21 protein-coding genes are annotated in these 23,819 nt (G+C 74.2%); 9 read left to right on the top strand and 12 right to left on the bottom strand.

Going from position 1 to position 23,819, the window contains the following annotated elements:
- Positions 1 to 11 precede the first annotated feature (11 nt).
- Genes AB0F89_RS34795 through AB0F89_RS34785 form a run of 3 tightly spaced genes read left to right on the top strand, consistent with a single transcriptional unit; the run spans position 12 to position 3,042 of the window.
- Positions 12 to 1,640, top strand: a complete 1,629-nt coding sequence (locus tag AB0F89_RS34795) for a PP2C family protein-serine/threonine phosphatase (protein WP_367130318.1) — start codon at positions 12 to 14, stop codon at positions 1,638 to 1,640.
- Positions 1,637 to 2,701: a B12-binding domain-containing protein gene (locus AB0F89_RS34790; RefSeq protein WP_367130317.1), complete on the top strand. Its 1,065-nt coding sequence runs from the start codon at positions 1,637 to 1,639 to the stop codon at positions 2,699 to 2,701. Before AB0F89_RS34795 ends, AB0F89_RS34790 begins: the two co-directional genes overlap by 4 nt.
- Positions 2,698 to 3,042, top strand: a complete 345-nt coding sequence (locus tag AB0F89_RS34785) for an STAS domain-containing protein (RefSeq protein WP_367130315.1) — start codon at positions 2,698 to 2,700, stop codon at positions 3,040 to 3,042. The genes AB0F89_RS34790 and AB0F89_RS34785 overlap by 4 nt, the downstream gene beginning before the upstream one ends.
- A 4-nt stretch (positions 3,043 to 3,046) precedes the next feature.
- Here AB0F89_RS34785 and AB0F89_RS34780 read toward each other — a convergent pair whose 3' ends face one another.
- Complete coding sequence (locus AB0F89_RS34780) at positions 3,047 to 4,024, bottom strand: hypothetical protein (protein ID WP_367130313.1); 978 nt, start codon at positions 4,022 to 4,024, stop codon at positions 3,047 to 3,049.
- 62 nt (positions 4,025 to 4,086) lie between these two features.
- Here AB0F89_RS34780 and AB0F89_RS34775 point away from each other — a divergent pair, with 62 nt between their 5' ends.
- Positions 4,087 to 4,557, top strand: coding sequence for a MarR family winged helix-turn-helix transcriptional regulator (locus tag AB0F89_RS34775; protein ID WP_367130311.1), 471 nt, complete (start codon positions 4,087 to 4,089; stop codon positions 4,555 to 4,557).
- Positions 4,558 to 4,622: 65 nt separating this feature from the next.
- Here the strand turns inward: AB0F89_RS34775 and AB0F89_RS34770 are convergent, their stop codons facing one another.
- From AB0F89_RS34770 to AB0F89_RS34760, 3 genes are all read right to left on the bottom strand, one after another.
- Positions 4,623 to 6,566, bottom strand: coding sequence for a hypothetical protein (locus AB0F89_RS34770; protein WP_367130309.1), 1,944 nt, complete (start codon positions 6,564 to 6,566; stop codon positions 4,623 to 4,625).
- 1 nt (position 6,567) lies between these two features.
- Complete coding sequence (locus tag AB0F89_RS34765; RefSeq protein ID WP_367130307.1) at positions 6,568 to 7,419, bottom strand: SGNH/GDSL hydrolase family protein; 852 nt, start codon at positions 7,417 to 7,419, stop codon at positions 6,568 to 6,570.
- 88 nt (positions 7,420 to 7,507) lie between these two features.
- Positions 7,508 to 9,622, bottom strand: a complete 2,115-nt coding sequence (locus tag AB0F89_RS34760) for a hypothetical protein (RefSeq protein ID WP_367130305.1) — start codon at positions 9,620 to 9,622, stop codon at positions 7,508 to 7,510.
- Between the two features lie 602 nt (positions 9,623 to 10,224).
- Here AB0F89_RS34760 and AB0F89_RS34755 point away from each other — a divergent pair.
- Positions 10,225 to 10,578 (top strand): hypothetical protein, encoded by a 354-nt coding sequence (locus AB0F89_RS34755; protein ID WP_367130303.1) that lies wholly within the window; start codon positions 10,225 to 10,227, stop codon positions 10,576 to 10,578.
- A gap of 505 nt (positions 10,579 to 11,083) precedes the next feature.
- Here AB0F89_RS34755 and AB0F89_RS34750 read toward each other — a convergent pair.
- From AB0F89_RS34750 to AB0F89_RS34740, 3 genes are all read right to left on the bottom strand, one after another.
- A complete protein-coding gene (locus AB0F89_RS34750; protein ID WP_367130301.1) occupies positions 11,084 to 11,824 on the bottom strand; it encodes a thaumatin family protein in 741 nt (246 codons plus the stop codon).
- Between the two features lie 13 nt (positions 11,825 to 11,837).
- Entirely contained in the window at positions 11,838 to 12,659 is an 822-nt protein-coding gene (locus tag AB0F89_RS34745) for a glycoside hydrolase family protein (protein ID WP_367130299.1), read from the bottom strand.
- A gap of 106 nt (positions 12,660 to 12,765) precedes the next feature.
- The gene (locus AB0F89_RS34740) at positions 12,766 to 13,389 is read right to left on the bottom strand and encodes an FAD-dependent oxidoreductase (RefSeq protein WP_367130297.1); all 624 of its coding nucleotides are present in this window, start codon (positions 13,387 to 13,389) and stop codon (positions 12,766 to 12,768) included.
- Between the two features lie 345 nt (positions 13,390 to 13,734).
- Between AB0F89_RS34740 and AB0F89_RS34735 the strand changes: the two genes are divergently transcribed.
- Positions 13,735 to 14,199 (top strand): ricin-type beta-trefoil lectin domain protein, encoded by a 465-nt coding sequence (locus AB0F89_RS34735; RefSeq protein ID WP_367130296.1) that lies wholly within the window; start codon positions 13,735 to 13,737, stop codon positions 14,197 to 14,199.
- A gap of 19 nt (positions 14,200 to 14,218) precedes the next feature.
- Here the strand turns inward: AB0F89_RS34735 and AB0F89_RS34730 are convergent, their stop codons facing one another.
- The 3 genes from AB0F89_RS34730 to AB0F89_RS34720 form a co-directional block, all read right to left on the bottom strand.
- Positions 14,219 to 15,643 carry a WGR domain-containing protein gene (locus tag AB0F89_RS34730; RefSeq protein WP_367130295.1) on the bottom strand — a complete coding sequence of 475 codons (1,425 nt, stop codon included), beginning with the start codon at positions 15,641 to 15,643 and terminating at the stop codon, positions 14,219 to 14,221.
- Between the two features lie 100 nt (positions 15,644 to 15,743).
- Positions 15,744 to 16,079, bottom strand: coding sequence for an STAS domain-containing protein (locus tag AB0F89_RS34725; RefSeq protein WP_367130294.1), 336 nt, complete (start codon positions 16,077 to 16,079; stop codon positions 15,744 to 15,746).
- Positions 16,080 to 16,202: 123 nt separating this feature from the next.
- Positions 16,203 to 17,354 (bottom strand): GyrI-like domain-containing protein, encoded by a 1,152-nt coding sequence (locus AB0F89_RS34720; RefSeq protein WP_367130293.1) that lies wholly within the window; start codon positions 17,352 to 17,354, stop codon positions 16,203 to 16,205.
- A gap of 77 nt (positions 17,355 to 17,431) precedes the next feature.
- Between AB0F89_RS34720 and AB0F89_RS34715 the strand changes: the two genes are divergently transcribed.
- Together AB0F89_RS34715 and AB0F89_RS34710 are read left to right on the top strand one after the other, a co-directional pair.
- Entirely contained in the window at positions 17,432 to 18,940 is a 1,509-nt protein-coding gene (locus tag AB0F89_RS34715; protein WP_367130292.1) for a beta-xylosidase, read from the top strand.
- Between the two features lie 58 nt (positions 18,941 to 18,998).
- Complete coding sequence (locus tag AB0F89_RS34710) at positions 18,999 to 20,474, top strand: hypothetical protein (protein ID WP_367130291.1); 1,476 nt, start codon at positions 18,999 to 19,001, stop codon at positions 20,472 to 20,474.
- On the opposite strand, the gene AB0F89_RS34705 is transcribed toward AB0F89_RS34710, so the two are convergent.
- On the bottom strand, positions 20,471 to 21,115 hold the full coding sequence (locus AB0F89_RS34705) for a hypothetical protein (protein ID WP_367130290.1): 645 nt from the start codon (positions 21,113 to 21,115) through the stop codon (positions 20,471 to 20,473). The genes AB0F89_RS34710 and AB0F89_RS34705 overlap by 4 nt on opposite strands.
- 359 nt (positions 21,116 to 21,474) lie before the next feature.
- On the opposite strand from AB0F89_RS34705, the gene AB0F89_RS34700 reads away from it, so the two are divergent.
- The gene (locus AB0F89_RS34700; protein ID WP_367130288.1) at positions 21,475 to 22,164 is read left to right on the top strand and encodes a hypothetical protein; all 690 of its coding nucleotides are present in this window, start codon (positions 21,475 to 21,477) and stop codon (positions 22,162 to 22,164) included.
- Positions 22,165 to 22,216: 52 nt separating this feature from the next.
- Here AB0F89_RS34700 and AB0F89_RS34695 read toward each other — a convergent pair whose 3' ends face one another.
- Entirely contained in the window at positions 22,217 to 23,716 is a 1,500-nt protein-coding gene (locus AB0F89_RS34695) for an IMP dehydrogenase (RefSeq protein ID WP_367130286.1), read from the bottom strand.
- Between the last annotated feature and the right edge of the window lie 103 nt (positions 23,717 to 23,819).

Here is a 23,819-nt window from a genome sequence, read left to right as displayed (position 1 = left end):
ACGAGCGCGTGGTGGAGACCGGTCCTGCAGTCCGGCACCCCGAGGTCGCGATCGACATCGGGTGGTCGAGCGCGCCCTACCCGGCCGTGCTGGCCGACTCGACCGGCCTGGTGCGCGCCGCGAACGAGGCCGCGAAGCTGGTGTTCCCGGACGCCGCGCTGGACGGGCCGCTGGCCGACTGGGCCGGCTGGCTGGGCCGGGCGCACGCCGAACCGGCCGCCGGGACGGCGCGCGGCGCGCTGGGCGACCGCAGCTTCGAGGCGCACCCGGTGGGCCACGACGACGGCTCGGTGACGTGGTGGCTGACCGAGGACACCGACGCGCGGCTGGCCCAGGAGGCGCTGCGGGTCGAGCGGGAGCGCACGGCGCTGCTCGGTGAGGTGTCGTCGGCCCTGCTGACCTCGCTCAACCCCGAGCGGTGCATGCGGATCACGGCCGAGCTGGCGGCGGGTCACCTGGCCGACGCCGCCTGGGTGATCGCCCCCGGCGGCGGCCGTCGCGACCACTCCGTCACGTGGTGCGTGCGCGGCGGTGACGCGGTGCACGAGCGGCTGCCGATCGACCCGGAGGAGGTGGCCGGGCTCGCCGAGGCGCTGCAGGGCTTCCCGCCGGTGCCGTCGCGCTGGATCGAGCCGTCCTCCGCGCCCGCCTGGCTGGTGCCCGAGGGGTTCGGCGAGGTCGGTTCGATCGTGGTGACCCCGCTGCCCGGCCACGGCGTGCCGGCGGGCGCGCTGGTGCTGCTGCGGCGCACCGAGCAGCAGGTCTTCAGCGAGGCCGAGGAGTTCTTCGCGCGGCTGTTCGCGGCCCGCGCGGGCGCGGCGATGTCGGCGGCGCGGATGTTCGCCCAGCAGGTGTCGATCACCGACACGCTGATGCGCGAGCTGCTGCCGCCGTCGCTGCGCAGCGTCGACGGGGTCGAGTTCGCGGGCCGGTACCGGCCGTCGCTGGACACCGAGCGGGTCGGCGGTGACTTCTACGACGTCCACCCGGTGCCGGGCGGCGAGGCGGGCGAGTCGCTGGTCGTGCTCGGCGACGTGTGCGGCAAGGGGCTGGAAGCGGCGGTGATGACCGGCAAGGTCCGCACCACCCTCCAGGCGCTGCTGCCGCTCGCGGACGACCACCGGCGGATGCTGACCCTGCTCAACGACGCGCTGCTCAGCTCGCACCACACCAAGTTCGTCACGGTCGTGCTGGCGTCGGTGGCTCGCGTCGGCCCCGACGTCCGGCTGCGGGTGACCACCGGCGGGCACATGCCGCCGCTGGTCGTGCGGGCGAACGGCGACGTGCGCGAAGTGCCGACGCACGGCACCCTGATAGGTGTGCTGCCCGAGATCGACGCCGTGACCGCCGAGGTCGTGCTGGCCCCCGGCGAGACGTGCCTGTTCTACACCGACGGGATCACCGAGGCGGTCGGCGGACCGCTCGGCGGCGAGATGTTCGGCGAGGAGCGGCTGCACCGGGCGCTCGCGTCGTGCGCCGGGATGCCCGCGGACGCCATCGCCGAGCACGTGCACATGGTCGCGTCGCAGTGGATCGGCGCGGGCGGCCACGACGACATCGCCGTGCTGGCGGTCACCGCGCCGCGCGGCCGACACCTGACCTCAGTGTCCGGTGGTGGACGAGGGGCCCACACCGGATGACCACGACGACCTCGGACGCGCTCGACTGCGCGCGACAGCTGTGGGACGCCGTCGTGGACGGTGACGAAGACCTCGCCACCGAGGTGGCGAGACGGGCGCTCGCCGACGGGCTCGACCCCGAGAGCGTGCTGCTGGACGTGGTCGGCGCGGTGCAGCGGCGGATCGGCGCGGAGTGGGCGGCCAACCGGCTGACCGTCGCCCAGGAGCACGCGGCCACCGCGATCAACGAGCGGGTGGTGTCCGCGCTGGCCGTCACCGTCGAACGCCCGCGACCGCACCGCGGCCGGATCACCGTGGCGTGCGTGGACGGCGAGTGGCACTCGCTGCCCGCGCGGCTGCTGGCCGAGGTGCTGAAGCTGCGCGGGTTCCGCGTCGACTACCTGGGCGCGCAGGTGCCCGCGCCGCACCTGATCACCCACCTGCACAGCACCGGGCCGGACGCCGTCGCGCTGTCCGGCTCGCTGGCCACCCGGCTGCCGACCGCGCACGCCACGATGACCGCCTGCCAGTCGACCGGGGTGCCGGTGGTGGTGGGCGGCGCGGCGTTCGGGCCCGATGGCCGGTACGCGAAGCTGCTCGGGGCGGACGTCTGGGCGCCGGACGCCCGCACGGCCGCCGACCTGCTGTCGGCCGGCCCGCTGCCCCGCCCGCGCGGCGGCTACCAGCCGATCGACCACCTGCCGCACCTGGGCGACCAGGAGTACACGATGGTGTCGCGGACCAGCGGCCGGCTGGTGAAGGCGGTCTACACGGGGCTGGAGCGGCAGGTGCCCGCGATGCTGCGGTACACCGACCTGCAGCGCCAGCACACCGCCGAGGACCTGGCGCACATCGTGGACTTCTTCGCCGTCGCGCTCTACACCGACGACGACGCGCTGTTCACGTCGTTCCTGACGTGGACGGCGGAGATCCTGGCCGCCCGCGGCGTGCCGGCGCGGCACCTGACGCCCGCGTTGACCCTGCTCGCGGCGGAACTGCACGACTTCCCCCGCGCCACGCGCATCCTCGACGCCGCGCGCGTCGAGCTGTCCCGCACCTCCGACCGGGGACCCGCCGCATGAAGCTGACCTGCACCCTGGCCATCGTGGACGCGCACACCGCCCGCGTCGTCCTGTCCGGTGACCTCGTCTACGAGAACGGTGACGCGCTGGTGAGGGTGGTGGACGACCTCCTCGCGCGCGGCGGCGTGCGCCGGGTGCGGGTGGACTGTGCCGGCGTCGACTTCTGCGACTCGTACGGGCTGTCGACGCTGCTCGCCGTGCACCGGCGGTTGACGCTGGCGGGCGCCGAGCTGCTGCTGGAGGGCAGGCAGCCGGGGCTGGACCGCCTGATGCGGCGGACCAGCACGTACGACCACCTGACCGGGACCGGCGGGCGGGAGCGGGAAGAGGCGGACAGCTGACCGGTCACCGCCGGCGCGCCGCCAGGCGCAGCGGCGCCCAGATCAGCAGGGCGAGGACGGCCACCAGCAGGTACTCGATGGCCGGGATGCGCACGACCTCGTCCACCCGGTCGTAACCGCGCCGGCCGTAGACGGCCAGGGCCGCCACGCCGATCACTCCCGCGACCCACCAGCGCGCCGCCGCGCCCAGCCCGACGCCGTGCAGCTGGGTGATCACGAAGATGCCGACGAAGCCGAACAGGAACATGGGCCAGACCCCGTTCGGGCCGGAGTTCATCACCGCGACCAGCGTGCCGTGCAGCGCCACCATCAGCTCCAGCGAGAGCGTCCACCACCGGTTGGTGTGGGCGGTGGTGAACACCAGGCTGCTCTGGAACAGGATCATGAACATGTAGAAGAACCCGATCAGGTGACCACTGGTCGATTCCATCGGGTGGTACCAGAACGTGTAGATCGCCGCCCAGCTGAACAGGTAGCCGTGGTAGCGGCGCACGAAGTCGACCACGTCGGCCGCGATCGGCGCCGGTCGGCCGAAGAACAGCCCGCGCCGCTTGTTCTCCATCAGCAGCACGGCCACGAGCAGCAGCACGACGGAGCCCTGCGAGCTGAAGATCGAGACGTCCTGCGCGGTGCCGTCGTAGAACAGCTGCGTCTGGAGGGCGTGCAGGGCGATGAACCCGCCGTTGGCGGCCAGCGCGACGACGTTCACCCGGTGCAGGCCGGAGGTGTAGCGGCGGACCCGCGTCCGGGCGTAGTGGATCAGGCCCCAGGACACGAGCTGGTGCGCCACGTACCCGGTCCACGCCGAGGCGCGCGTCCAGAAGGTCGGCTCGGGGAGCTTCCAGTAGTACCAGGCGGCGCCCTGGTCGGGCAGCAGGGCGGTGCCGTGCAGCCGCTGGCCGAGCAACCAGACCAGGCCGGTGAGCACGAAGCTCCCGACGACTCCCCACAGCAGCAGCCGGTGACGCGCAATGTTCAGCACACTGAACATCATGGCAAACGCTCAGCAGGCTGAACAACCGGGTGCTCTGCCAAGATGGTCCGGTGGGCCGAGGGGACGAGCAGGAGGTGTCGTCCCGGCCGGACCAGGTGCGCGGCGACGTCGACTCCTGGCCGACCGGGCGACTGCTGTCGGTGGCCGCGCGGGTGGTGGAGAGCCGGTTCGACGAGGTGCTGAACGGGCTGGGCCTGACGCACGCGGGCCTGATCGCGCTGCACCACCTCGCCGACGGGCCGCTGGCCCAGCGCGAGCTGGCGACGCTGTGCAAGGTGACCGACCAGACGATGAGCCGGACGATCGAGCGCCTGGACCGCTCCGGGCACGTGAGCCGCGGCTCCGACGTCCGCGACCGGCGGCGCACGCTGGTCGAGATCACGCCGTCGGGGCGGGACGTGCTGGTGGTCGCGCGGCGCGAGGAGCAGGAGTCGGAGGCGCTGCTGGGCGCGGTGGACGACTACCACCACTTCCGCCGGCAGCTGATCACGCTGATCGCGGCGGCGACCCGGCCGCGCTGAGAGCGGCAGACCGGCTCGGACGCGGACCGGGGATCGGGTCGGCCGCGTCCGAGCCGCACTGCCGATCACCCCGTCGGCGGGGCCGTGCAGGGTTCGCCGCCGCACACGTCGACCACCACGCCGGTCCTCAGGAACACCGCCTTCTGCCGGCGGGCGTCCACCGACGAGCGCGGGTCGGCGTGGGGGTCGCGGCCGTACTCCGGTTCGGTCGGCGGGGTGTTGGTGGTCGGCGGCGCCGGGGTCCCGCTGTCCCACACCACCATCGCGGAACCGGCGTGCGGCAGCCGGACCGGGTCGACGCCCCAGTGCGGGACGCGGTCGGGGCTGCGGCCGGGGGCGAGGGCGGGCGCGGCCAGGCGGGCGCCGATCGTGCGCGCCTCCACGTCCGCCGCGACGTTGGCGACCTGGTGGTCGCCGAACGCGATGTGCATCAGGACCCGGCGGTCGCCCAGGTGGTTGGCGTAACCGTTGGTCTCACCGCGGTCCCACAGCAGTTGCAGCAGCTGGATCACCACCTGCTGCCGCGCGCGGTCCGGGTAGGACACGTCGAGCACCTGGTGGAACGGCGCGAAGTCGCTGCTGCGGTTGAGCAGCACGCCGTAGTTCATCCCGGTCACCCCGAGGACCGCGGTCCGGACGTCCGGTGACGCGGCCACCAGCGCGCCGCCCAGGATGCCGCCCTGGCTGTTGCCGTCGAAGACCAGCGGCCGGGTGGTGTCGACCAGGGGACGGCCGTCGTCGGTCCGGAACGCCTGGTGCGCCACCAACCCCTGCGGGTGCGCCAGCGCCCGGCCGACGAAGATCGCGTTCACCAGGCCCTGCTGCGAGCGCTCCGGGATGGCGGCGAACAGGGAGATGTCGGCCAGCGCGGCCAGCACGACCGGGATGTCGTCCCGCGCCATGCCGATCCAGTCGGTGGCGCAGAAGGTGAACCCGTGCTCGGCGGCCATCGACTTCACGTTGCCCGCGCCCACCTCCGACCGCGAGCCGAGCAGGCCGTGCCCGTACAGGGCGGGCCACGACGGCTCGGTGAACGCCGACCGCGGCACCTCGCAGCGGAACTGCGCCTCCACGGCGCCGAACGGCGAGTGGCGCGGTGTGCCGTTCCGGTCGCGGTGGAGCAGCGATCCGGGTGGACCGCCGGGCAGCGCCAGGTAGCTCGGCACGGTGACCCGGCCGGTGACCTCGCGGGCGATGCGCTGGTCCTGCTCGGGGGTGAAGTCGGTGACCCCGGTGACGGTCGACGTCGGCGCCCGCGACCCCAGCCGGCGCAGGGCGTCGTCGCGGATCGAGAACAGGTCGCGGGTCAGGCCGCGCGTGCTCGCCACCGTGAAGTCCCAAGCCAGGTGCAGGGAACGCGGGGCGACGCCGTGCGCTGCGAGGGCGGCCAGCGCGGGCCGCAGCTGCCGCTGCCGCGCGCTCAGCGGGTCGTGCCGCCCCAGGTGCGCCCCGGCGATCCTGGCGAACGCCGGGTTGGGCGCGAGCGCTCCACCCGCCGCGTCGCGCAGGCCGCGCAGCGCCACCACGTACCGGTGCCCGTCGCGGAGGTTGCGGGCCGGGTGGACCAGCAGCGACCGGCGCTCGGGGTCGTTCGAGTCGACCTCCGCCCAGTGCGGCCACCGCTCGCCGGTCGACGCGTCCAGCAGCACGACGGGCGAGTCGGCGTCGAGCGAGCGGCCGATGTCGGTGACCGGCGCCAGTCCGCTCGCCGCCGGGTCGAGGCCCGGCACGTGCGCGATCAGCGTGGAGCCGGGGGAGAAGCCGTCCGCCCGGTTCCACGCCGTCGGGTCGACCGCGCTGCCGGCGGCGTTGCGCGGCAGCACGTCCGGGGTGAACGCGAGCCGCCGCCCGGTGGGCGTGGTCGGGTCGGACCGGGTGTGCCAGTCGCTGGGGAAGGGCAGCAGGCACTCGCCGCCGCCCAGCGGGTCGCAGTCGCGGGGGTGGGAGGCGGCCTGCGCCGGGGTCGCGGCGACGGCCGCGATCAGGGCGGCGACCAGGAGCAGCCTCACGTCACGCCCCCAGGTGGTTGGCGATGATGCGCGCGTAGTTGGCCTCACCGCGCCGGTTCGGGTGCAGCGGTGCGGCGAGGTCGGTCGGCACGTAGCCCTCGACCCACTTGTCCCACGGGAGTTGGCACGCGTCGTGCCCGGCGCTCGGGCCCCTCAGGTCGACGTGCTCCGCGCCGTGCGCCGCGCTCTGCTCGGCGATGATCCGGTTGAGCCGGTCGACGCCGCCCTGGAGGAAGTCGGCGTCGGACGGCAGGACCGGCTGGACCGGCCAGCACCCGCCGGGCTTGATGTAGAGGCCGTAGCCGGTGGTGATCACCCGCGCCCGCGGCGACCGCGCGTGGATGGCGTCCAGCGCGGCGGCCAGCCTGGGTGCGAACTCGGCCAGGCGCTGGGCCAGGCGCGCCTCGTGGTCGCCCCGGCACGGCGTCGCGGTCGGGTCGAGCCGCACGCAGTCCTGCGCGATGCCGACGAGGCCGACGTCGTTGCCGCCCATGGTCAGCGTGACCAGGTCGGTGTCCGGGCGCAGCGCGTCGAACTGGGGCGGCGCGACGCCGGCGGGCAGGTCGAGCAGCGACAGCTCCTGCGGCTCGGTCAGGTGCCTGCTCGACGCGCCGCTGCACGTCACGTCGGTCAGCGCCGCGCCGAGGCGGGCCGCCAGCTCGTGCGGGTAGTTGTGCGTGGACCGGCCGCAGGCCAGGGGGCCGGTGGGGTCGGGGATCAGCGGGCCGGACGCCGCGGAGTCGCCGAGCGCGACGTACGACGGTGGCTCCGCCGCCGCGGCCGGCGACTCGGATAACACCACCAGGGCGACGGCCAGGGCGGACAGGGCGCGGCGGCGCAGGCGTGCGGTCATGGGGGACCTCCGGGTGTGATCGGCGTCACTGGGCATCCTGCCGGACGGCCGCCGGTCTCAACCACCACGCCTTCACGCAACGCGCCTCCTACGCGAGGTGGTGCGAGGCCGGCTCGTCGGTGGCCGGGGGGCGGTCGTGCAGGTCGTCCCAGGACCACGGCGGCGCCGGTGCGCCGTCCGGCTCCCGGCCGGAGCTGTAGAGGGCCCGGTTCCGGCCCAGGGTCAGGTACAGGTCGAAGTGGCCCGCCGCGGGCAACCTCTCGCCGAGCGCCACCGCTTGGGCGTGGCACCCCTGCGCTCGCAGGGTGGTCAGCAGTGCGGTGATGTTGGTCGAGCTGTGGAGCTCGGCGCGGGTGGCCGCCCGCCAGGCGAGCGCGGTCAGGGCGTCGGCGTCGGCCGCTTCGCGCAGCGCCTCGAACAGCGACGCCAACCGCTCCGGGTGGCGCAGGCCGGCGTCCTCGGCCAACCGCCGCGCCAGCACGGCGTGCTGCCCGGTGGCGCCCGCCTGCCACAACGCCTCCAGCAGGGCGGTCGCTGCCTCCAGGTCGTCCGGGGAGCTGCTCGCGGCGGCCCGTTCGGCCAGCACCGCGAACTGCTCGTCGGCGCCCGTCTCCCGCAACACCGCCAGCAGCCTCGTCGCGGTGGCGGGCGCGGTGACCGGACCGCGTGCGGCCACCCGGTCGGCGAACGCGGTCCCGACGTCCCGCAAGGTCCGCAGCAGTTTCGCCACGACGTAGCCGTTGTCGAGGGGGACGTCCGCGGCCACCCGCTCGGCCAGCACCGCGAACGCCTCTCCGCCCGCCTCCCGGAGCGTGTCCAGCAGCGCCGCCACCACGTGCACGTCATCGAGCGGGACGTGCGCGGCCGTCCGCTCGGCCAGGACCGTGAACTCGGCGTCGGCGCCCACCGCGCGCAGAGCCGTCAGCAACATGGACACCGTGTACGCGTCCTCGAAGTGGCGCTCCCGGGACAACGCGGTGAGCCGCCATGCCAGCACCGCGACGTCCTCGGCCGCGCCCACGTCCCGCAGCACGACGGCGAGGTCGCTCACCGCCGCGACGGGGGTGAGCGGGCAGTGCGCCGCCGCCCGCCGGGCGAGCGCCGCCGTGGCGGGGTGCCCGATCCGGTGCAGCCCGGCCAGCAGGACGGCGACGAAGGTCGCGTTCCGCAGGTCGACGTCGGCGGTCATCCGCCGGGCGAGCACCGCGGCCTCCGGCTCCTCCAGCACCTGCAGCAACCGCGGCACCGCGTAGTGGGGCGCGAGGGCGGCGTGGGTGGCCGCCCGCCGGGCCAGCAACGCGACTTGTTCCGGGGCTCCCCAGTCGCGCAACGCGTCGAGCAACCGCGCCACCGCGTCGAGCGGGGCGAGCACGACCTCCGCCGCCACCCGGGACGCGAGCGCCGTCGCCCGCTCGGGTTCACCCAGCCCGCGCAGCTCGTCCAGCAGCCGCAGGGCCACCGCGGGGTCGTCGACCGGCACGTGCGCGACCACCTGCCCGATCGCGCCCGCCCAGTGGACCGCGTGCAGCAACCACGCCGCCGAGTCCGGGTCGTACGAGGGGAACCGGGACAGCGCCCACCCGGCCAGCTCGGCGAACCGCTCGGTCCGGCCCACCCGGTGCAGTGCCACCAGCACCAGCCACACCGCGGGCGGGTCGGTGTCGACGACGTGCGCGACGACCCGCCGGGCCAGCACGTCCACCGCCGCCTCGGCGCCGACCCACGCCAACGTCACCACGAGTTCGGTCGCCCAGGCGCAGTCGTCCAGGACGACGTGCTCGGCCGCGCCGCGCGCCACGATCGCCACCTGCTCGGCGGCGCCGACCCGGTGCAGCTTGGCCAGCAGGTCGACCACCGAGGCGGCGTCGGTCGGCGGGTCGGTTTCGGCGATCCGCCGGGCCAGCATGGCCACCTGCTCGACGTCGCCCGCCTCGTGCAGCGCCACCAGCAGGTCCGCCACCCCGCCGGCGTGGCGCAGCGGCACCTGCCCGGCGGCCCGGCGGGCCAGCGCCGCCGCCTGGTCGACCGCGATCGTGTCGTGCAGCTGCCACCGCAGGGCCGGCACGTCCGACCGGTCGACGTCGGCCTGCTCGGCCACCCGCCAGGCCAGCAGGTCCACTGCCTCGTCGGCGCCGACCGAGCGCAACGTGGTCAGCGCACCGCCCACGAGGACCGAGTCCGAGAGGTCGACGTGCTCGGCCACTCGTCGGGGCCAGGGCGGTGACGTCCGCGCCCCCGCGGTGCAGGACCGGGATCGTCCTCGCCACCAGCTCGGTGTCGAGGACGAGGTCCTGGGCGGCCGCCCAGCGCGCCGGCCGGGTGTCGTCGGGGTGCAGCGCGCCCACCTGCTCGACCAGCAGCCGCGCGGCGCGCGGATCGCCCCGCGCGGCGGCGTTGCGGTGGAGCTGCGCGGCGTCCCGGTACAGGCCGCGGCTCCACGCGAGCCGCGCGAGCGCCGACTGGTCGGCGGGACGGGCGTGGTCGGCGGCGGCGGTCCAGAAGTCGATGCCGGGCGTGACGTGGCCGCGGTGGGCGCGGCCCCACTGGTCGAGGTAGTCGGCCAGCCGGTAGTCGGGCGGACCGCCGGTGGGCGTCGCCCGGCGGGTGCGGCGGGCGGTGATCCGGGTGAGCGGGCCGGGCGCGCCCTTGGCGGGGCGGGTGGCGTAGGCCAGGGCCTGGTCGAGCCAGTCGTCGCCGAGGTCGGCCAGCTGGAGGTCGGTGAGGTAGGCGGCCGCGGCGTGGCGCAGCAGCGGCAGCGGCAGCGCGGCGTCGTGGCCGAGGCGGCGGGCGTCCATCGCGACCTCGATGAGGGCCCTGGCGGCGGGCGGCGCGGTGTGGAACCTGGTCAGCAGCTCGGGTCCGCCCGCCACGTGCTGGGTGACGCGGCCGTCGGCGGCGTGCTCGACCGCCCACGCCAGGCGCGGGTCGGTGCGGGCGGCGCGGGTCACGGCGACCAGGTCGACGTCGGTGAAGGCGGCGGGCACCGGGACGACCGCGCCGTCCAGCAGGCTCCGCACCGGCGACCCGTGCTCGCGGGTGAGGGCGTCGTGGTGCCGCGGCCACAGGGTGCCCAGGACGAGCACCGGCGCGCGGTCCCGGTCGGTGAGCAGGGCGCGCAGCGCGGCGGCGACGCGTTGGCCGTCCCGGGTGTCCAGGTAGTTCTGGGTCTCGTCGAGCCAGACGACCGTGCGGGGCGCGACCCGGTCCAGCTCGCGCAGCAGGACGTCGGGGCGGGTGGGGTCGGGGTGCCACAGCCGCCAGCCGCCGGCCGCGCGCAGCGGGGCGAGGGCTTCCCAGCAGGCCCGGGTCTTGCCCGCCGAGGACTCGGCGACCAGCACCGCGATCGCGCCGGCGCCGTCGGCGGCCTGGGTGACCAGCCCGGCCAAGCGGTGGTCGTGGGCCCGCGGCACGTAGGTCGTCAGCTCGGGCAGCCCGTGCGCGCCGTCGAGCGCGACCGGCCGGTGGACCTCCAGGGCGAACGGGTCCTCCACGGCGTTCAGCGGCACGCCGACCGCGGGTGCGCCCCGTTGCCGGGCGCCCCGCGGCCGTCTCGACGCTGCGTCGGCACTCATCGCGGTCCATCATCGCGCCCGGCCGGGCCTGGTGAGCGGGTTGTCCGCTCGTCGCTTCCGGTGATGTCGCGGTCGGGGTCAGGCGGTCGGGGTCAGGCGACCGGGTGGAAGGTGACGGTGAAGCCGGTGCACTGGCGGCACTGGCGGACCACCTGGTTGCCCGGCTCGGTGTCGTGGCGGGACCACGCGTACGCCTTCGGGCAGCGGGAGGACAGGGCGTCGCTGTAGGCGGTCCTGGCGTCGCGGTTCGGGTTGGTGCACAGCATCGGCCTGCCGTCGGCCCACCGGGTCAGGTTCTCCGGCGGGCAGTGGGGGAGCAGGTCCTCCGGGCAGCCGACCGCCGTGCACTCGGTGGAGCCCGGTGGCGTCACGCCGTCGCGCGCCTCGATGGTGATCGGCAGCGAGAAGGCGTTGACGTAGCTGACGTTGTACCAGGGCGCGAGCCAGTCGCCGCGGTCGAAGTTGAACTCCGCCAGGCTCGCCGGCCGCTCGCCCGTGGTGCAGCGGTCGGGCAGCGGGCCGCAGTCGCCGACCCGGCAGCGGAACGTGCTGCCGGCCGTGCCGGCGCAGTCCTGGCGGGCGAAGAACTTGCCGCGCCAGTGGCCCGGTGCGGCCGACTCCGGGATGGTGATCGTCGCGGACTGGCCGTCGCGCAGGGTGGGCAGGCCGGTCAGCGCGCGGGAGCCGTCGGCGTTGACCGTGCTGCCGACCCAGACCGCGCGGCCGGAGCGGTTGACGAAGGTGACCGTGTGGTCGGCAGCGGCGGCGGAGACCGGCGTGACGACGGCGAGGGCGGCGATCACGGTGATCGCGGCGGCCAGGAACCTGCGCATCGCTCCTCCGGGGTCAGGCGAGGGATCGGTAGGCCACGCCGGTGGCGTTGGGCGTGGTCCCGTCGTAGAGGCCGGTCGGGGTGGTGCGGGTGGACAGCGAGAACCACGCGAACCGCTCGACGAACGGCAGGCCGTTGAGCATGGCGCCGGAGCGCCGGGCGAAGTCGGACTGCCTGGCCTGGTCCGGGTACCTCGGCTGCGGGCCGGTGAAGTCGATCAGGCCGTACTCGGTGAGCCAGATCGGCTTGCGGTAGCGGTTGTGGACGGCCTGGAGGTAGCTCTGGAGGTGCCCGGTGGCGGCGGTGGAGAAGTCGCTGCCGTACCAGTGCAGCGGGATGAAGTCGACCCGGTAGCCGCGCGCGGCGGCCCCGCTCATGAACCGGTCGAGCCAACCGCCCGCCCGGTCGCCGCCGAACGCGACGGCGGGCGCGCCGAGCCGCATCCCGGTGGCCTGCAACCGCGGCCACAGCGACAGCGCCTGCTCGACCGACATGTTCGCCTGGCCCGCCATGTCCGGCTCGTTGAAGCCGAGCAGGGTGGTGCCCAGCGACCTGGCCCGGCCGAGCTGGGCGTCGGTCACCGCGCCCGCGCCCCAGATCATCGGCACGAACTCGACGCCGGGCGGGGTGGTGACGCCCTGGGTGTCGGACGCCCAGGTGTAGTACCAGCCGGCCCGCACGTCGGTGAGCGCGGCGGTGACGCCGGGGTGGTTGTTGACGCTCACGCCCTTCTTGGTCGCGAGGGCCGCAGCCGGGGTGGTCGCGACGGCAGCCGGGGCGGTGAGCAGGCCGGCGGCGGTGAGCACCGCCAGGGTCAGGGCGAGCAGTCCGCGCATGCGCCTCGTCCTCCAGGTTCGACCGGGACCGTGCTGTGAGAGCGCTCTCACTCAGCGTGGGGGTGGTCCGGACCGCGGTCAATCGGCCGGGCGGGTCACGTCCGGCTCACCGCGTCCGGACGTCGTGCGCCACCCCTCCGCCGACCGCCCCGAGCTTGTCCGGGTTGGCCACGTTGTGGAGGGCGGTGATCCGGCCGTCGCCGTCGAAGTCGAAGCCGACCGCGGCGGGGGCTGTCGTCGGGACGCGTGAACTGCACCACCGCGTCAGCCCGGCCCGGGCTGACCGGCGTGTGGTGGTAGCCGAAGCGGAACGGCCTGGGGCGCTTGCCCCGCAACGCGCGGACGATCGACACGGCGGCGTGCACACCGGTCGGCATCCCGCCTGGCAGGTGCCGTGCAAGACGCCGTAGCCCTGGCGGATCGCGGCGGCGTCACCCACGGCGTACACGTCCGGGTGCGACGCCGACCGCAGCACGGCGTCGGTGACCACGCGCCCGCGCTCGTCGACGGTCAGCCCGGCGGCCGGCGACGGCACCCGCGTGCCGCCCGTCCACAGGACCACGTCGGCGGCGACGTGCTCCCCGCCCGCCGGGGCGACGCCGTCCGGCAGCACCCGGACCGCTTCGACACCGGCGCGCACCACCACGCCCAAGCGGTCGAGCGCGCCCTGGAGGTACGCCCTGGGCTTCGCCGCCATGGTCGCACCGGGTTCGCCCCGCCCCAGCAGCACGACGGTCAGCTCCGGGTGCCGCTCGGCGATCTCCGCCGCCGTCGCGCCCCTTGAGCCGGGCCGCGAGCTGAACCGCCGCCGCCGTGCCCGCGTAACCAGCTTCCAGGACCACGATGTGGTGTGCGCTCATCGTTCCCGTTCCCCTCGCTCGTCGGTGATGACCACGAGATGGAGACCGGGTGCCGGTTCGTGACTTCACGTGACGAGCGGCACAGTTGTCGGCGTTGGCGTCGGGTCGAGGGCCGCGCCGACCGTCACCGCACGGGGCGGCACAACCGCCCGATCGTGATGGCTGTGGTGTGCGGTAATGGGTTCGTGCGACATCCAGGCAGGGGGAGGACCACCATGCGAGCACTGCCGACGGCCTTGGCCGCACTGCTGCTGACAGCCCTGACCGCCGCCGTGCCCGGGCCCGCCGCCTTCGCCTCCGACGAGGTGGTGATCGGCAGCGTCGGGACGCCGGGGATGGCGTTGTCGGTCGACGCCGCCGGCGGGGTGGTCGAGCTGCGGCCCAGGTCCGGTGGGCCGGAGCAGGAGTGGCGGGTGCACACGTCGGACGACGGGCAGTACCTCACCGTGACCAGCCGGCAGGCCGCCGGTTGTCTCACGGCGCCCTCGGCGGAGGTCCTGGTGCTGGAGTGCATCGGCGCGCCGAGCCAGTCCTGGGTGGCGCACCCGCGGCCGGACGGCTCCCGGCTGCTGGAGAACGCCGCCCACCCCGGCCAGTGCCTGACCGGCCGGGGGCCGCTGGAGGCGGTCGGGGTGGCGGCCTGCGCGCCGGGTGACCGGAGTCAGCACTGGAGGTGGTGACGGCGCCGCCACCACCGGCTCAGCGGAGGCGCTTGATCTCGCCGCGGGTGCGGTAGAACGAGCCACCCGCCGACGTGACCACCTCGGAGACCAGGTAGCGGGCGCCGGGCACGCGGATGTTCTTCGGGAACTGCACGCCCCACGAGCGGTGGTAGCCGTCCGAGACGACGTGGACCCGGACCCGGCCGCCCTCCTGCACGCACTCGACCACGACGCCCTCGCCGGGCGCGACGTGCGAGACCACCTCGACCTCGGCGGTCGGCTCGACGCGGTCGAGGTGCCCCGCCTTGATGTCCTGGCGCGCGGGCAGCTGACCCTGCTCGGCCGCCCGCACGGCGGCCGGGCTGGCGTCCAGGCACGCCAGCGAGCCGTCCGTCGTCACCAGGTAGAGCCGTTCGTCGCGGTACTGCATGGAGTACGCCGAGCCGCAGCCGGTGGCGAGCTTCCACAGCCGGGTGCCGTCGGCGGCGAAGCAGTAGACCGAGGACTGGTTGTCGCCCGCGAAGACGAACTCGCCGTCGGGCGAGGTCGCGCAGGAGAACACGGCCGCGTCGCAGCGGTAGGAGGCCGTCTCGCGGCCGTCCGCCTTGGCGAACCGGTGCACCCGGCCCCGGCTGGTGCCCGCGAAGACCTCGGTGCGCTCCTGCCAGCCGAACAGCACTTCGCCCGCAGTGTCGGCGTGCCAGGCCCGGTGGCCACGACCGGTGTAGTGCGTGACGCCGCGCGAGTGGCCGTGGAAGACGCCCTCGTCCGAGCAGCGCACCATCCAGCCGCCGTCGCCGGTGGACGGGCACGACCACTGGAACTCGTCCTCGTGGTCCACCACCGTCACCCGGCCCTGCCGGTCGGACACGCCGAGCACGCCGTCGTGGATGTCGAGCCAGTAGATGTCGACGTCGTCGGCGATCTCGTAGGCCACCCGGGGCACCTTCGCGCCCAGGTCGTACACCTGGCCGTCGTCGCACCCCGCGTAGATCCAGAAGTCGTCGGCCACGATGCACTTGACGGCGTCGGGCAGGCCGAACCGCCCGGTGACCCGGCCGTCGTGGGTGAGGGTGTAGACGTCGCCCTTCTCGTTGCCGACCCAGGCGTGGTCCTCGCCGATGAAGATGCCGAACGCGGGCGCGCCGGAGGCGAACCGCCACAGCACCGGCGCCTGGTTGGCGGTGGACCGGGTGCTGACGATCTGCCGCCTGCTCACCGCCCGGCGCCCGCGCGCCCCCTTGACGGCGGGCGCGTAGCCCTTGCGGACCTTCTCGCCGATCTTCTTCTCGGCCGCCTTGACCGCCTTGGCGTGGTCGGCGAACGTCGCGTGCCGGACCTGACCCTGCTCCCCGATGCGCCCGAAGGTGATGGTGACCTCGGTGTCGGCGACCCGCACCTCGTAGAACTTGTGCGCGCCACCGCCCGCTTCGGACAGCTCCAGGTAGGTCGTGGCAGACATGGGCTCGCTCCCTCTTCGCGTGAACTGGGATCAACGCTAGCGAGGGGCACCGACAATTCCCGGCCCGGCCGCGCCGGGGTGGCGCGGCCGGGCCGGGGCGTCAGCCGACGAGCAGCAGCGGACGCGCGGAGGCGGCCGCCTCCTCGGCTTCCGCCGGGAAGTCGTGCAGGTCCAGCGAGTCGGCCACGCCCACCTTGCGCAGCACTTCGCGGATCACCGGGGTCACGACCACGTGCAACCTGCCCCGCTTGCCCGCCGACGCCAGCGCCATCGCGCCCGCCGACGAGAAGAAGGAGACGTCGCTGAGGTCCACCACCACGTCCTCCGGACCCCCCAACGCCGTGTTCACCTGCTCCCGCAGGACGTGGACCGACCCGGCGTCCACGCACCCCCGCACGACCAGCACCGAAGCGGACTCCAGCCGCTTGAGCGACACGACCACACCGTCACCGGCAAGATGCAGACTCAATTCCGCCCCTCGAGCAACGCGGCAACACCACCCGCGGACCACGTCGCCGGCGGTCGCCGGCGACGTACCGGTTCCCCGGTTCGCCGAACTTCAAACCTCCGCGGGTCGAACCGGTTGCCGCAGCACGGTCCGCAGCTTGGCGGGGGCGGTGCGACGGGGGTCGCCGAGGTAGATCTCGTGGTGGTCGCCGTTGAAGGTCAGGCCGTGGGCGGGCAGGTGTTCGTGGTGCAGTCGGCGCAGCGTGGGGCCCTCGTCGTCGTAGGGCCCGACGTGCAGGATCTGCACGCACGTCCCCTCGGTGAGGGTGAGCGGCCGGAGCGCGGCGAGCGCCGGGTTGTCCTTCTTCCGCGCGACCTGCTCGACGGCGGCCCGGACCAGGTCGTCGGTGATCCAGTCGGGTCGGCTGATCATCATCGTCCACTCCCACGCGTCCTTGCGCCGCGTGACGAAGTCGGCGGGGTCGTCCGCCCGCCACAGCCCCTCCAGCGGCCCGACGACGAAGTCGCGACCCAGTTCCTTCTTCGAGGTGAACTTCAGCGCGTAGGCCACCCCGTACAGCGCCTCCACCGCGTGCGCGTGCTCGGCCGACTCGTTGGGGTCGCCCCGGCCGTCGACCGCGATGTACCGGAACTCGGGCACCTCCACCGCGGTGAAGTCGGTCGACGGCGGCGCGTACAGCTCCTTGTGCGCCTTCTTGACGTCGTACTTCTCCACCGCGTCCTCCTCTATGAACGAGCCGAGCGCGCGCTCGGTCCAGCCGATGTCCGCGCTGAGCAGGGCCTCGCCGTAGTCGAAGATCGCCGACGCCGCCGGCGGCAGCGGCTCCTGCCGGGACCGGGTCGCCCGGACCTCCGCGAGCCGGTCCCGCACCGCGTCCAGCCGACGGGACAGCCCGGCCGCGACCTCCGCGTCCGGCAGGGCGGGGCTGTTGGCCATGGCGATCAGCACGCGCGCGTGCGCCGGGGTCAGTTCCTCCAGGGCGTCCCGGGTGGCGGCGAGGCACAGGTCACGGCCCTCCGGCGTGACGCGGAACGTGCTGCGCGCCTTCCCGGACGGCGGCGGGCCGGTCGGCTCGACCAGGCCGCGCTTGGCCAGCTTGTCGAGCACGTAGTAGATCGAGGAGAAGCCGAGCGCGGTCCAGTTGCGCACGCCGCGCTCCTCGATCACCCGCTCCAGGTCGTACCCGTGGCGGGGTTGTTCGAGGAGCAGGCCCAGCACGGTCAGCTCGCCGTCGGTCAGCACCAGGCTATCCTAGCGCTGGAATAGGCGATCCGGACGTTTCGGTCCTCGGTGGACCGGTGGCCACTAGAGTGAGCCGCGTGCCCCCGACCCGGCGACTGTCCGTGCTGCTCGCTGCCTCCGTGCTGGTGACCGCGGTCACGGCGTGCCAGGAGTCGGCCGCCAGCGGCGCGCTCAGCTCCGCTCCGCCGCCGGGGACCACCTCGTCCGCGCCGCCCTCGACGTCGACGCCGCCCCCTCCGCCGCAGAAGTTCACGCTCACGGTGGACCAGCCGCGCGAGAGCCCCGGTGTCGTGGTGCAGGGCGTCGGCGGCGCGCCGTACAACTACGCGCCGTCCGTGCTCAGCGAGAACGGTCGGCTGCGCGCGTGGTGGTGCAGCCAGATGGGGGTCGCCGAACCGGGTGGCGACGACGTCCTGCACAGCGAGGGGTCGGCGCTGGACGGCGCGTTCAGCGTGGCGACGCCGGTCTTCTCGGGCAGCTACACCGGGTTCGACGCGATGCACGTGTGCGACCCGTCGGTGATCCGCGTCGGCGGCACCTACTACATGTATTACACCGGCGCGTCCCGGGACAACCACGCCAACGGCAGCTCGGTCGGGGTCGCGACCAGCCCGGACGGCGTCAACTGGACCCGGGCGGGCGGCGGGCAGGCGATCGTCGTGCCGGCCAACGACGTGATCCGGGAGAACACCTACGGCGCGGGCCAGCAGTCCGCCGTGCACGTCGACGGCTGGTTCTACCTGATGTTCACCGACACCACCGGCCGCGTCTCGCACCCGAACGGCGCGGGCCAGTACGTGCTCCGCTCCCGCGACCCCTTCTTCGGCACGGGCGTCGAGGCGCTGACCGACGCCGGGATGGTCCCGGTGGCGACGACCCACCAGCCGCGCACCCGCTCGGTGGTCGAGGCGTTCAGCGCGGACTGGATGTGGATCGACGCCGCCTCGGCGTTCGCCATCGCCCACGAGACCGACGCGGGCACCACCATCACCTTCTGGAACGAGGACTTCACCCGCCAGCCGTTCGACCCGGTGCTCATCCCCGGCGTGTGGCGGGAGGGGCCGGGCCTGGTGCGCACCGCCGAGGGGCACGCGCCGATCAGCCGGAGCGACCCGTGCGGCCGGGTGTCCCTGGACGTGCTGCGCGCGACCGTGATCGGCGAGGCGGGCGCGCCGACGGCCATCCGGCACTTCGGCCTGGACGCGGTCGGCCTGCGCGGTTGCGCCACGGCGGCCGAGGCGAGCGCCCTGGACGGCTTCGCCTTCCCGTCACCGGAGAACACGGCGGACGTGGTGGTCGGCGGCCAGGTGGTCCGCTTCGAACGCCGCTCGGTGGCCGAGAAGTTCGCCCGCGGCGTGCTGAAGGAGCGACCGGCCGTGGTCGAGCCGCTGCCGGTCGCGGTCCGCGTGCCCGCGGGGGCGCAGGCGGTGCGCGCGCCGGACGGCGCGGTCGGGCTGGTGCTCGACGGCGGGCTGTGGATCGTCGGCTCGGCCGAGGTGGCGGCGCTGAACTCGTCCCCGATCACGGACGTGACGGCGGCGCAGTGGGCCCGCTACGAGCGCCGGTCCGAGCTGGTCGCGGGCTGATCCCGCAGGTCGGGTACTTTCGGTGACCGGTCCACGGGCGTGGGGGAGGGCGGCTGCGGTGACGGTGACCGACGAGGGCGTGCCGAGGACCGGCGGGTCGCGGCTGCGCGCGTTCGCCGAGGCCGTGCTGCCCCCGACCGCCGCACGCCCGACCGCCGCTGGCTCGACCACCGCTGCTAGCCCGACCGCCGCAGGCCCGAGCACCACGGGCCCGAGCACCACGGGCCCGATCGCTACAGGCCCGATCGCTACAGGCCCGAGCACCGCGAGCCCGACCACCGCCAGGGCGCGGACCGGGGCGGGTTACCTGCTCGGGTTCGTCGCCGCGCTCACGTTCCTGCTCCTGTCGCCGGCGGGCCGGGCTCGGCTCGACCACCTGTGGGCCGAGGACGGCGCGCGGTTCATGGTGGACGCGGTGACCTCGCCCGGGTTCGCGAACCTGGTCGACCCCTACGGCGGTTACCTGCACGCGTTCCCCCGGCTGGTCGCCGAGCTGGTCGCGCTGCTGCCGCTGGAGTGGACCGCCGCCGGGTTCGCGGTCTCGGCGGCGGTGCTGCGCGCCGTGGTAGCCCTGATCTCCTTCGCGGCCTCCGGCGCGTACCTGCGCTCGACGCCGCTGCGGCTCGCGCTGGCGGCGCTGGTGGTGGTGCTGCCCGCCGGCAACTCCGAGCCGTTGAACAACATGACGAACCTGCACTGGTTCCTGCTCTACGGGGTGTTCTGGGCACTGCTGTGGCGTGACGCGCCGCGGTTGCCGGTCGCGGCGTTCGTCTTCCTGGCCGCCGTGTCCAGCCCGCTGGTGTTCGTGCTGGCGCCCGTCGCGCTGCTCCGGCTCGCCCTGCCGCGCCGGGAGGTGCCCGTCGCCTTCCTGGCGGGCGCGCTGGCGCAGGGCGTGACGATGCTGTTCGCGGAGCGGACGCCGTACTCGAACGACGTGGTCGACCCGGTGCAGGTGGCGCTGGCGAGCCTGCTGCGGGTGCCGGTGGTGGCGTTCACCGGGTCCGAGCAGGTCGCCCGCGTCTACCCCGGGTACGGCAACCTGCCGATCGTGCTCGCGCTCCTGCTGGCCGCCGCGCCGGTGGTGGCGGGCCTGCGGTGGGGCAGCCGGGCCGGCCGGGCGCTGGTGCTGCTCGGCGTCGGCCTCAGCGCGGTGGTCATCGTCGTGTCGCTGACCGCCAACTGGGCGGCCGTGCTCCAGGTGCAGCACCCGGAGGTGGTGCTGGCCGGTCAGCGCTACAGCGTCGCGCCGTGCCTGTTCCTGTTCGCGGCGATCGCCGTCGGCCTCGACGCCGTGCCGACCCGGCGGTGGGAGCGCCTGGCGGTGGTGGGCGGCCGGGTGGTGATCGCCCTCGTCGTGCTGGCGAGCGTCGTCCTGCACCTGCGCGCGGTGCGGCCGGTGCTGACCGGCGTGCCGTGGGACGACAGCGTGGCGGGGGCGCGGGTGCAGTGCGCCGCGGGCGGTCCGGTGGGGCGCTTGGACCACGAGCCGGCGAACTGGTTCTTCGAGCTGCCGTGCCGGGACGTCGCCGGCTAGTCGGCTGGTCGGCCGTCGAGCGGCCGCGGCTCCGGGACGTGCAGCCACGCCCGCGCGTCGAGTTCCTTGAGCACCACCCGGACCGGTGTGTAGCGGGTGGGGTCGATCCGGCGGTAGCCGTGCCGCACCACGCCGTCGTGGATGACGTCGGAGACGACGAGCGCCAGGTCCGCGTCCGGCCGCCGGTCCAGCTCGCGGCGCAGCGGGGCGCCGTCGACCAGCCGGCAGACCCGGTTCAGGTCGGCGCCGACCCAGCCGAACGCGGTCCGGATGACCTCGCCCGCGTGCACCGCGACGCGCAACCGGACGCGGGCCGCCGGGTCGGTCGAAGCGTTGTGCCGGCGCAACCCCTCGGCCAGCCGGGGCAGCACCGGGTCGATCAGGTCCACTTTGGACACCGACGGTGGCGCGAGCACGATCAGCCCGTCGCCCCGGTCCTCGACCGCCAGCCGCCACCACGCGACGCCCGCGGCGCGGAACGCCGCGCGGACCACCTCCCGCACCAGCGCGCAGGCGCGCAGCCGGGTGGGGTCGTCCCAGCGCCCCGACCCGACGGTGTCGACCACGAGGAAGGACCGGTGCTCGGGCACCGCCGACCTGTCGTGCCGAAGGACCCCCGGAACCGCCCACCGCGCGTTCATCGCGCTCTCCCTCCACCGATCGACGTGCTGCACCGGTGAAGTGGCGGTTCGAGGTCCGACCTCCCCGCGCGGGAGCCGGGAATCGCCGCCGCGCTCGCCGCCCGTCGGCCGTGAGGCGGGACCTTCGGGGAGGGGGCCGGCCCGGAGTTCCACCGCGATCGCCGCTCAGCGGGTGAAATCATTCGAATGAATGCGTCGAATCGCTTCGAATTCATTCGAACGGGGATTGCGCGGTTGACCGCCGGGTGCGCGCGTGCCACAGTTCGGCTCACCGCCGCCGGGAACCGACCTCGCGCGCTTTCGTCACCGATCGGCACGGCGCGCCGGAATGGGCGTCGACGCCCGGGAACGAGTGGTCAATGGTGCGCAGGGTGCGGTCGGCCGCGGTGGTCGTCGCGATCGTCGGTCTCCTGGTCGGGTACGCGGGGTCCGCGCAGGCCGCGACGTGGTCCTCCACCGACAAGTGGGGCACCTGGTCCAACGGCGGGTACACCGTCCGCAACAACGTGTGGGGCGGCGGCGCGGGACCGCAGACGATCTGGGCGAACTCGTACGGCAACTGGGGCGTGTGGGCGAACCACCCGAACACCGGCGGCGTGAAGTCCTACCCGCACTCGTCGCGCGACGTCAACCGGAGGCTCAGCTCGCTGAGCCGGCTGTCCAGCTCGTTCAACGTGACCAGGCCCGGCAGCGGCGCCTACGCCACCGCGTACGACATCTGGGCCGACAACTACGCCTACGAGATCATGATCTGGATGAACAAGCAGGGCCCGGTCGGCCCCATCGGCGGTCGCGAGACCACGGTGTCGGTCGGCGGCCACACCTGGGACGTGCACCGCGGCTCGAACGGGTCCAACCAGGTGTTCTCGTTCGTCCGCACGAGCAACACCAACTCCGGGACGGTCGACGTGCTCGCGGTGCTGCGCTGGATCAACCAGCGCGGCTGGTACGGCGACGTGACCGTGGGCGACGTGCAGTTCGGCTTCGAGATCACGTCGTCGTCCGGCGGCATGGACTTCCGGTCCAACAGCTACTCGGTGGCGTTCTGACACCCGGTCCGAGGTCGGTGGCGGCGCCGCGCGCGACGCCGCCACCGACCCGTCACGCCAGCGTCGTGTCGGTGGTGTCGCGGATCGCGACGGCCGCCGCGTTCTCCTGGTAGCTCTGCTCCGACACCAGGGTCACCCGGGCCGTCCGCTGGAACGCGGGGATCGTCGCCGCGCCGCAGGACGCCATCGTGGCCTTGATCTTCGCCACGGTCATCGCCAGCGCGTCGCCCAGGTCGCCGACGTAGGGCACGTAGCCGTCCACGCCCTCCTCGAAGTGCAGCCGGTCGTCGCCCTGGTCGTAGCGCTGCCAGTTGCGGGCCCGGCTGGAACCCTCGCCCCAGTACTCCTTGAACACCGAGCCGCCGATCCGGACCTTCTTGCCCGGCGACTGGTCGAAGCGGGCGAAGTAGCGGCCCATCATCACGAAGTCCGCGCCCATCGCCAGCGCCAGCGCCATGTGGTAGTCGTGCAGCAGGCCGCCGTCGGAGCAGATCGGCACGTACTCGCCGGTGCGCTGGGCGTACGCGTCGCGCGCCCCGGCCACGTCCATGACCGCGCTGGCCTGGCCGCGCCCGATGCCCTTCTGGTCGCGGGTGATGCAGATCGAGCCGCCGCCGATGCCGACCTTGACGAAGTCCGCGCCGGCCTCGGCGAGGTAGGTGAACGCCTCGGCGTCCACGACGTTGCCGCCGCCGATCGGCACCTCCGGGAACTCCCGCTTGACCCACCGCAGCGCCTCGGCCTGCCAGTCGCTGTAGCCGTCGGAGGAGTCCAGGCACAGCACGTCCGCGCCCGCCGCGACCAGCGCCGGGACGCGCTCGCGGTAGTCGTGCGTGTTCACGCCCGCCCCCACCCGGAACCGCTTCGCCGCGTCCACCACCGCGCCGGGGAACTGCTTGTGGTCGGCGTAGTCCGACCGGAACACCAGGTGCTGGAGCCGGCCCGCGCCGTCCACGACCGGCAGGCAGTCGAGCCGGTCCTCCCACAGCAGGGTGTTGGCCTCGGAGAGGGTGATGCCCTCCTTGCCGCACCTGAGGCCGTCCACGGTGGTCATCCGCTCGGCGACCGGCAGGTCCAGGTCGTGCCGGTCGGGGTGGAAGTCGCGCGACGTCACGAGGCCGACGAGCCGGCCGTGGGACGAGCCGTCCTCGGTCACCGCGGCGGTGTTGTGCCCGGTCGCCCGCATCAGCGCGACGAGCTGCCGCAACGTGTCGGTGGGCCGCACGGTCGTGTCGCTGACGACGAAACCGGCCTTGAAGTTCTTGACGAACCGCACCGCGTCGACCTGGTCCTGGAGGGACTGGTTGTGGTGCAGGAAGCTCAGGCCGCCGGACCTGGCCAGCGCCACGGCCAGCTGCGGCGAGCTGACCGCCTGCATGATCGCCGAGGTGAAGGGCGCGGACAGCCTGATCGCCGCCGCGCCGCCGACCGCGTGCCGCACCAGCGGCGTGCCGAGGTCGACCCGGTCGGGCGTGCTCTCGGCGGTCGTCCGATTGGGCAGGAGCAGGAATTCATTGAACGTCCGCGACACACCGGGCACGATCTCGACCACGAATCATCTCTCCGAATCAGCACGCCGGGGGAACCACGGCTGCGAGTAGTCGGCCAAGCCTCGCACACGGCGAAGAGGAGTCGCGTGCGGGTCGTATTGGGTG

Origin of the sequence: Saccharothrix sp. HUAS TT1 (assembly GCF_040744945.1) — a bacterium.
GTDB lineage: Bacteria > Actinomycetota > Actinomycetes > Mycobacteriales > Pseudonocardiaceae > Actinosynnema.
The sequence above is the reverse complement of the archived record's forward strand: the minus strand, read 5'-3'. Positions and strand labels throughout refer to the sequence as shown.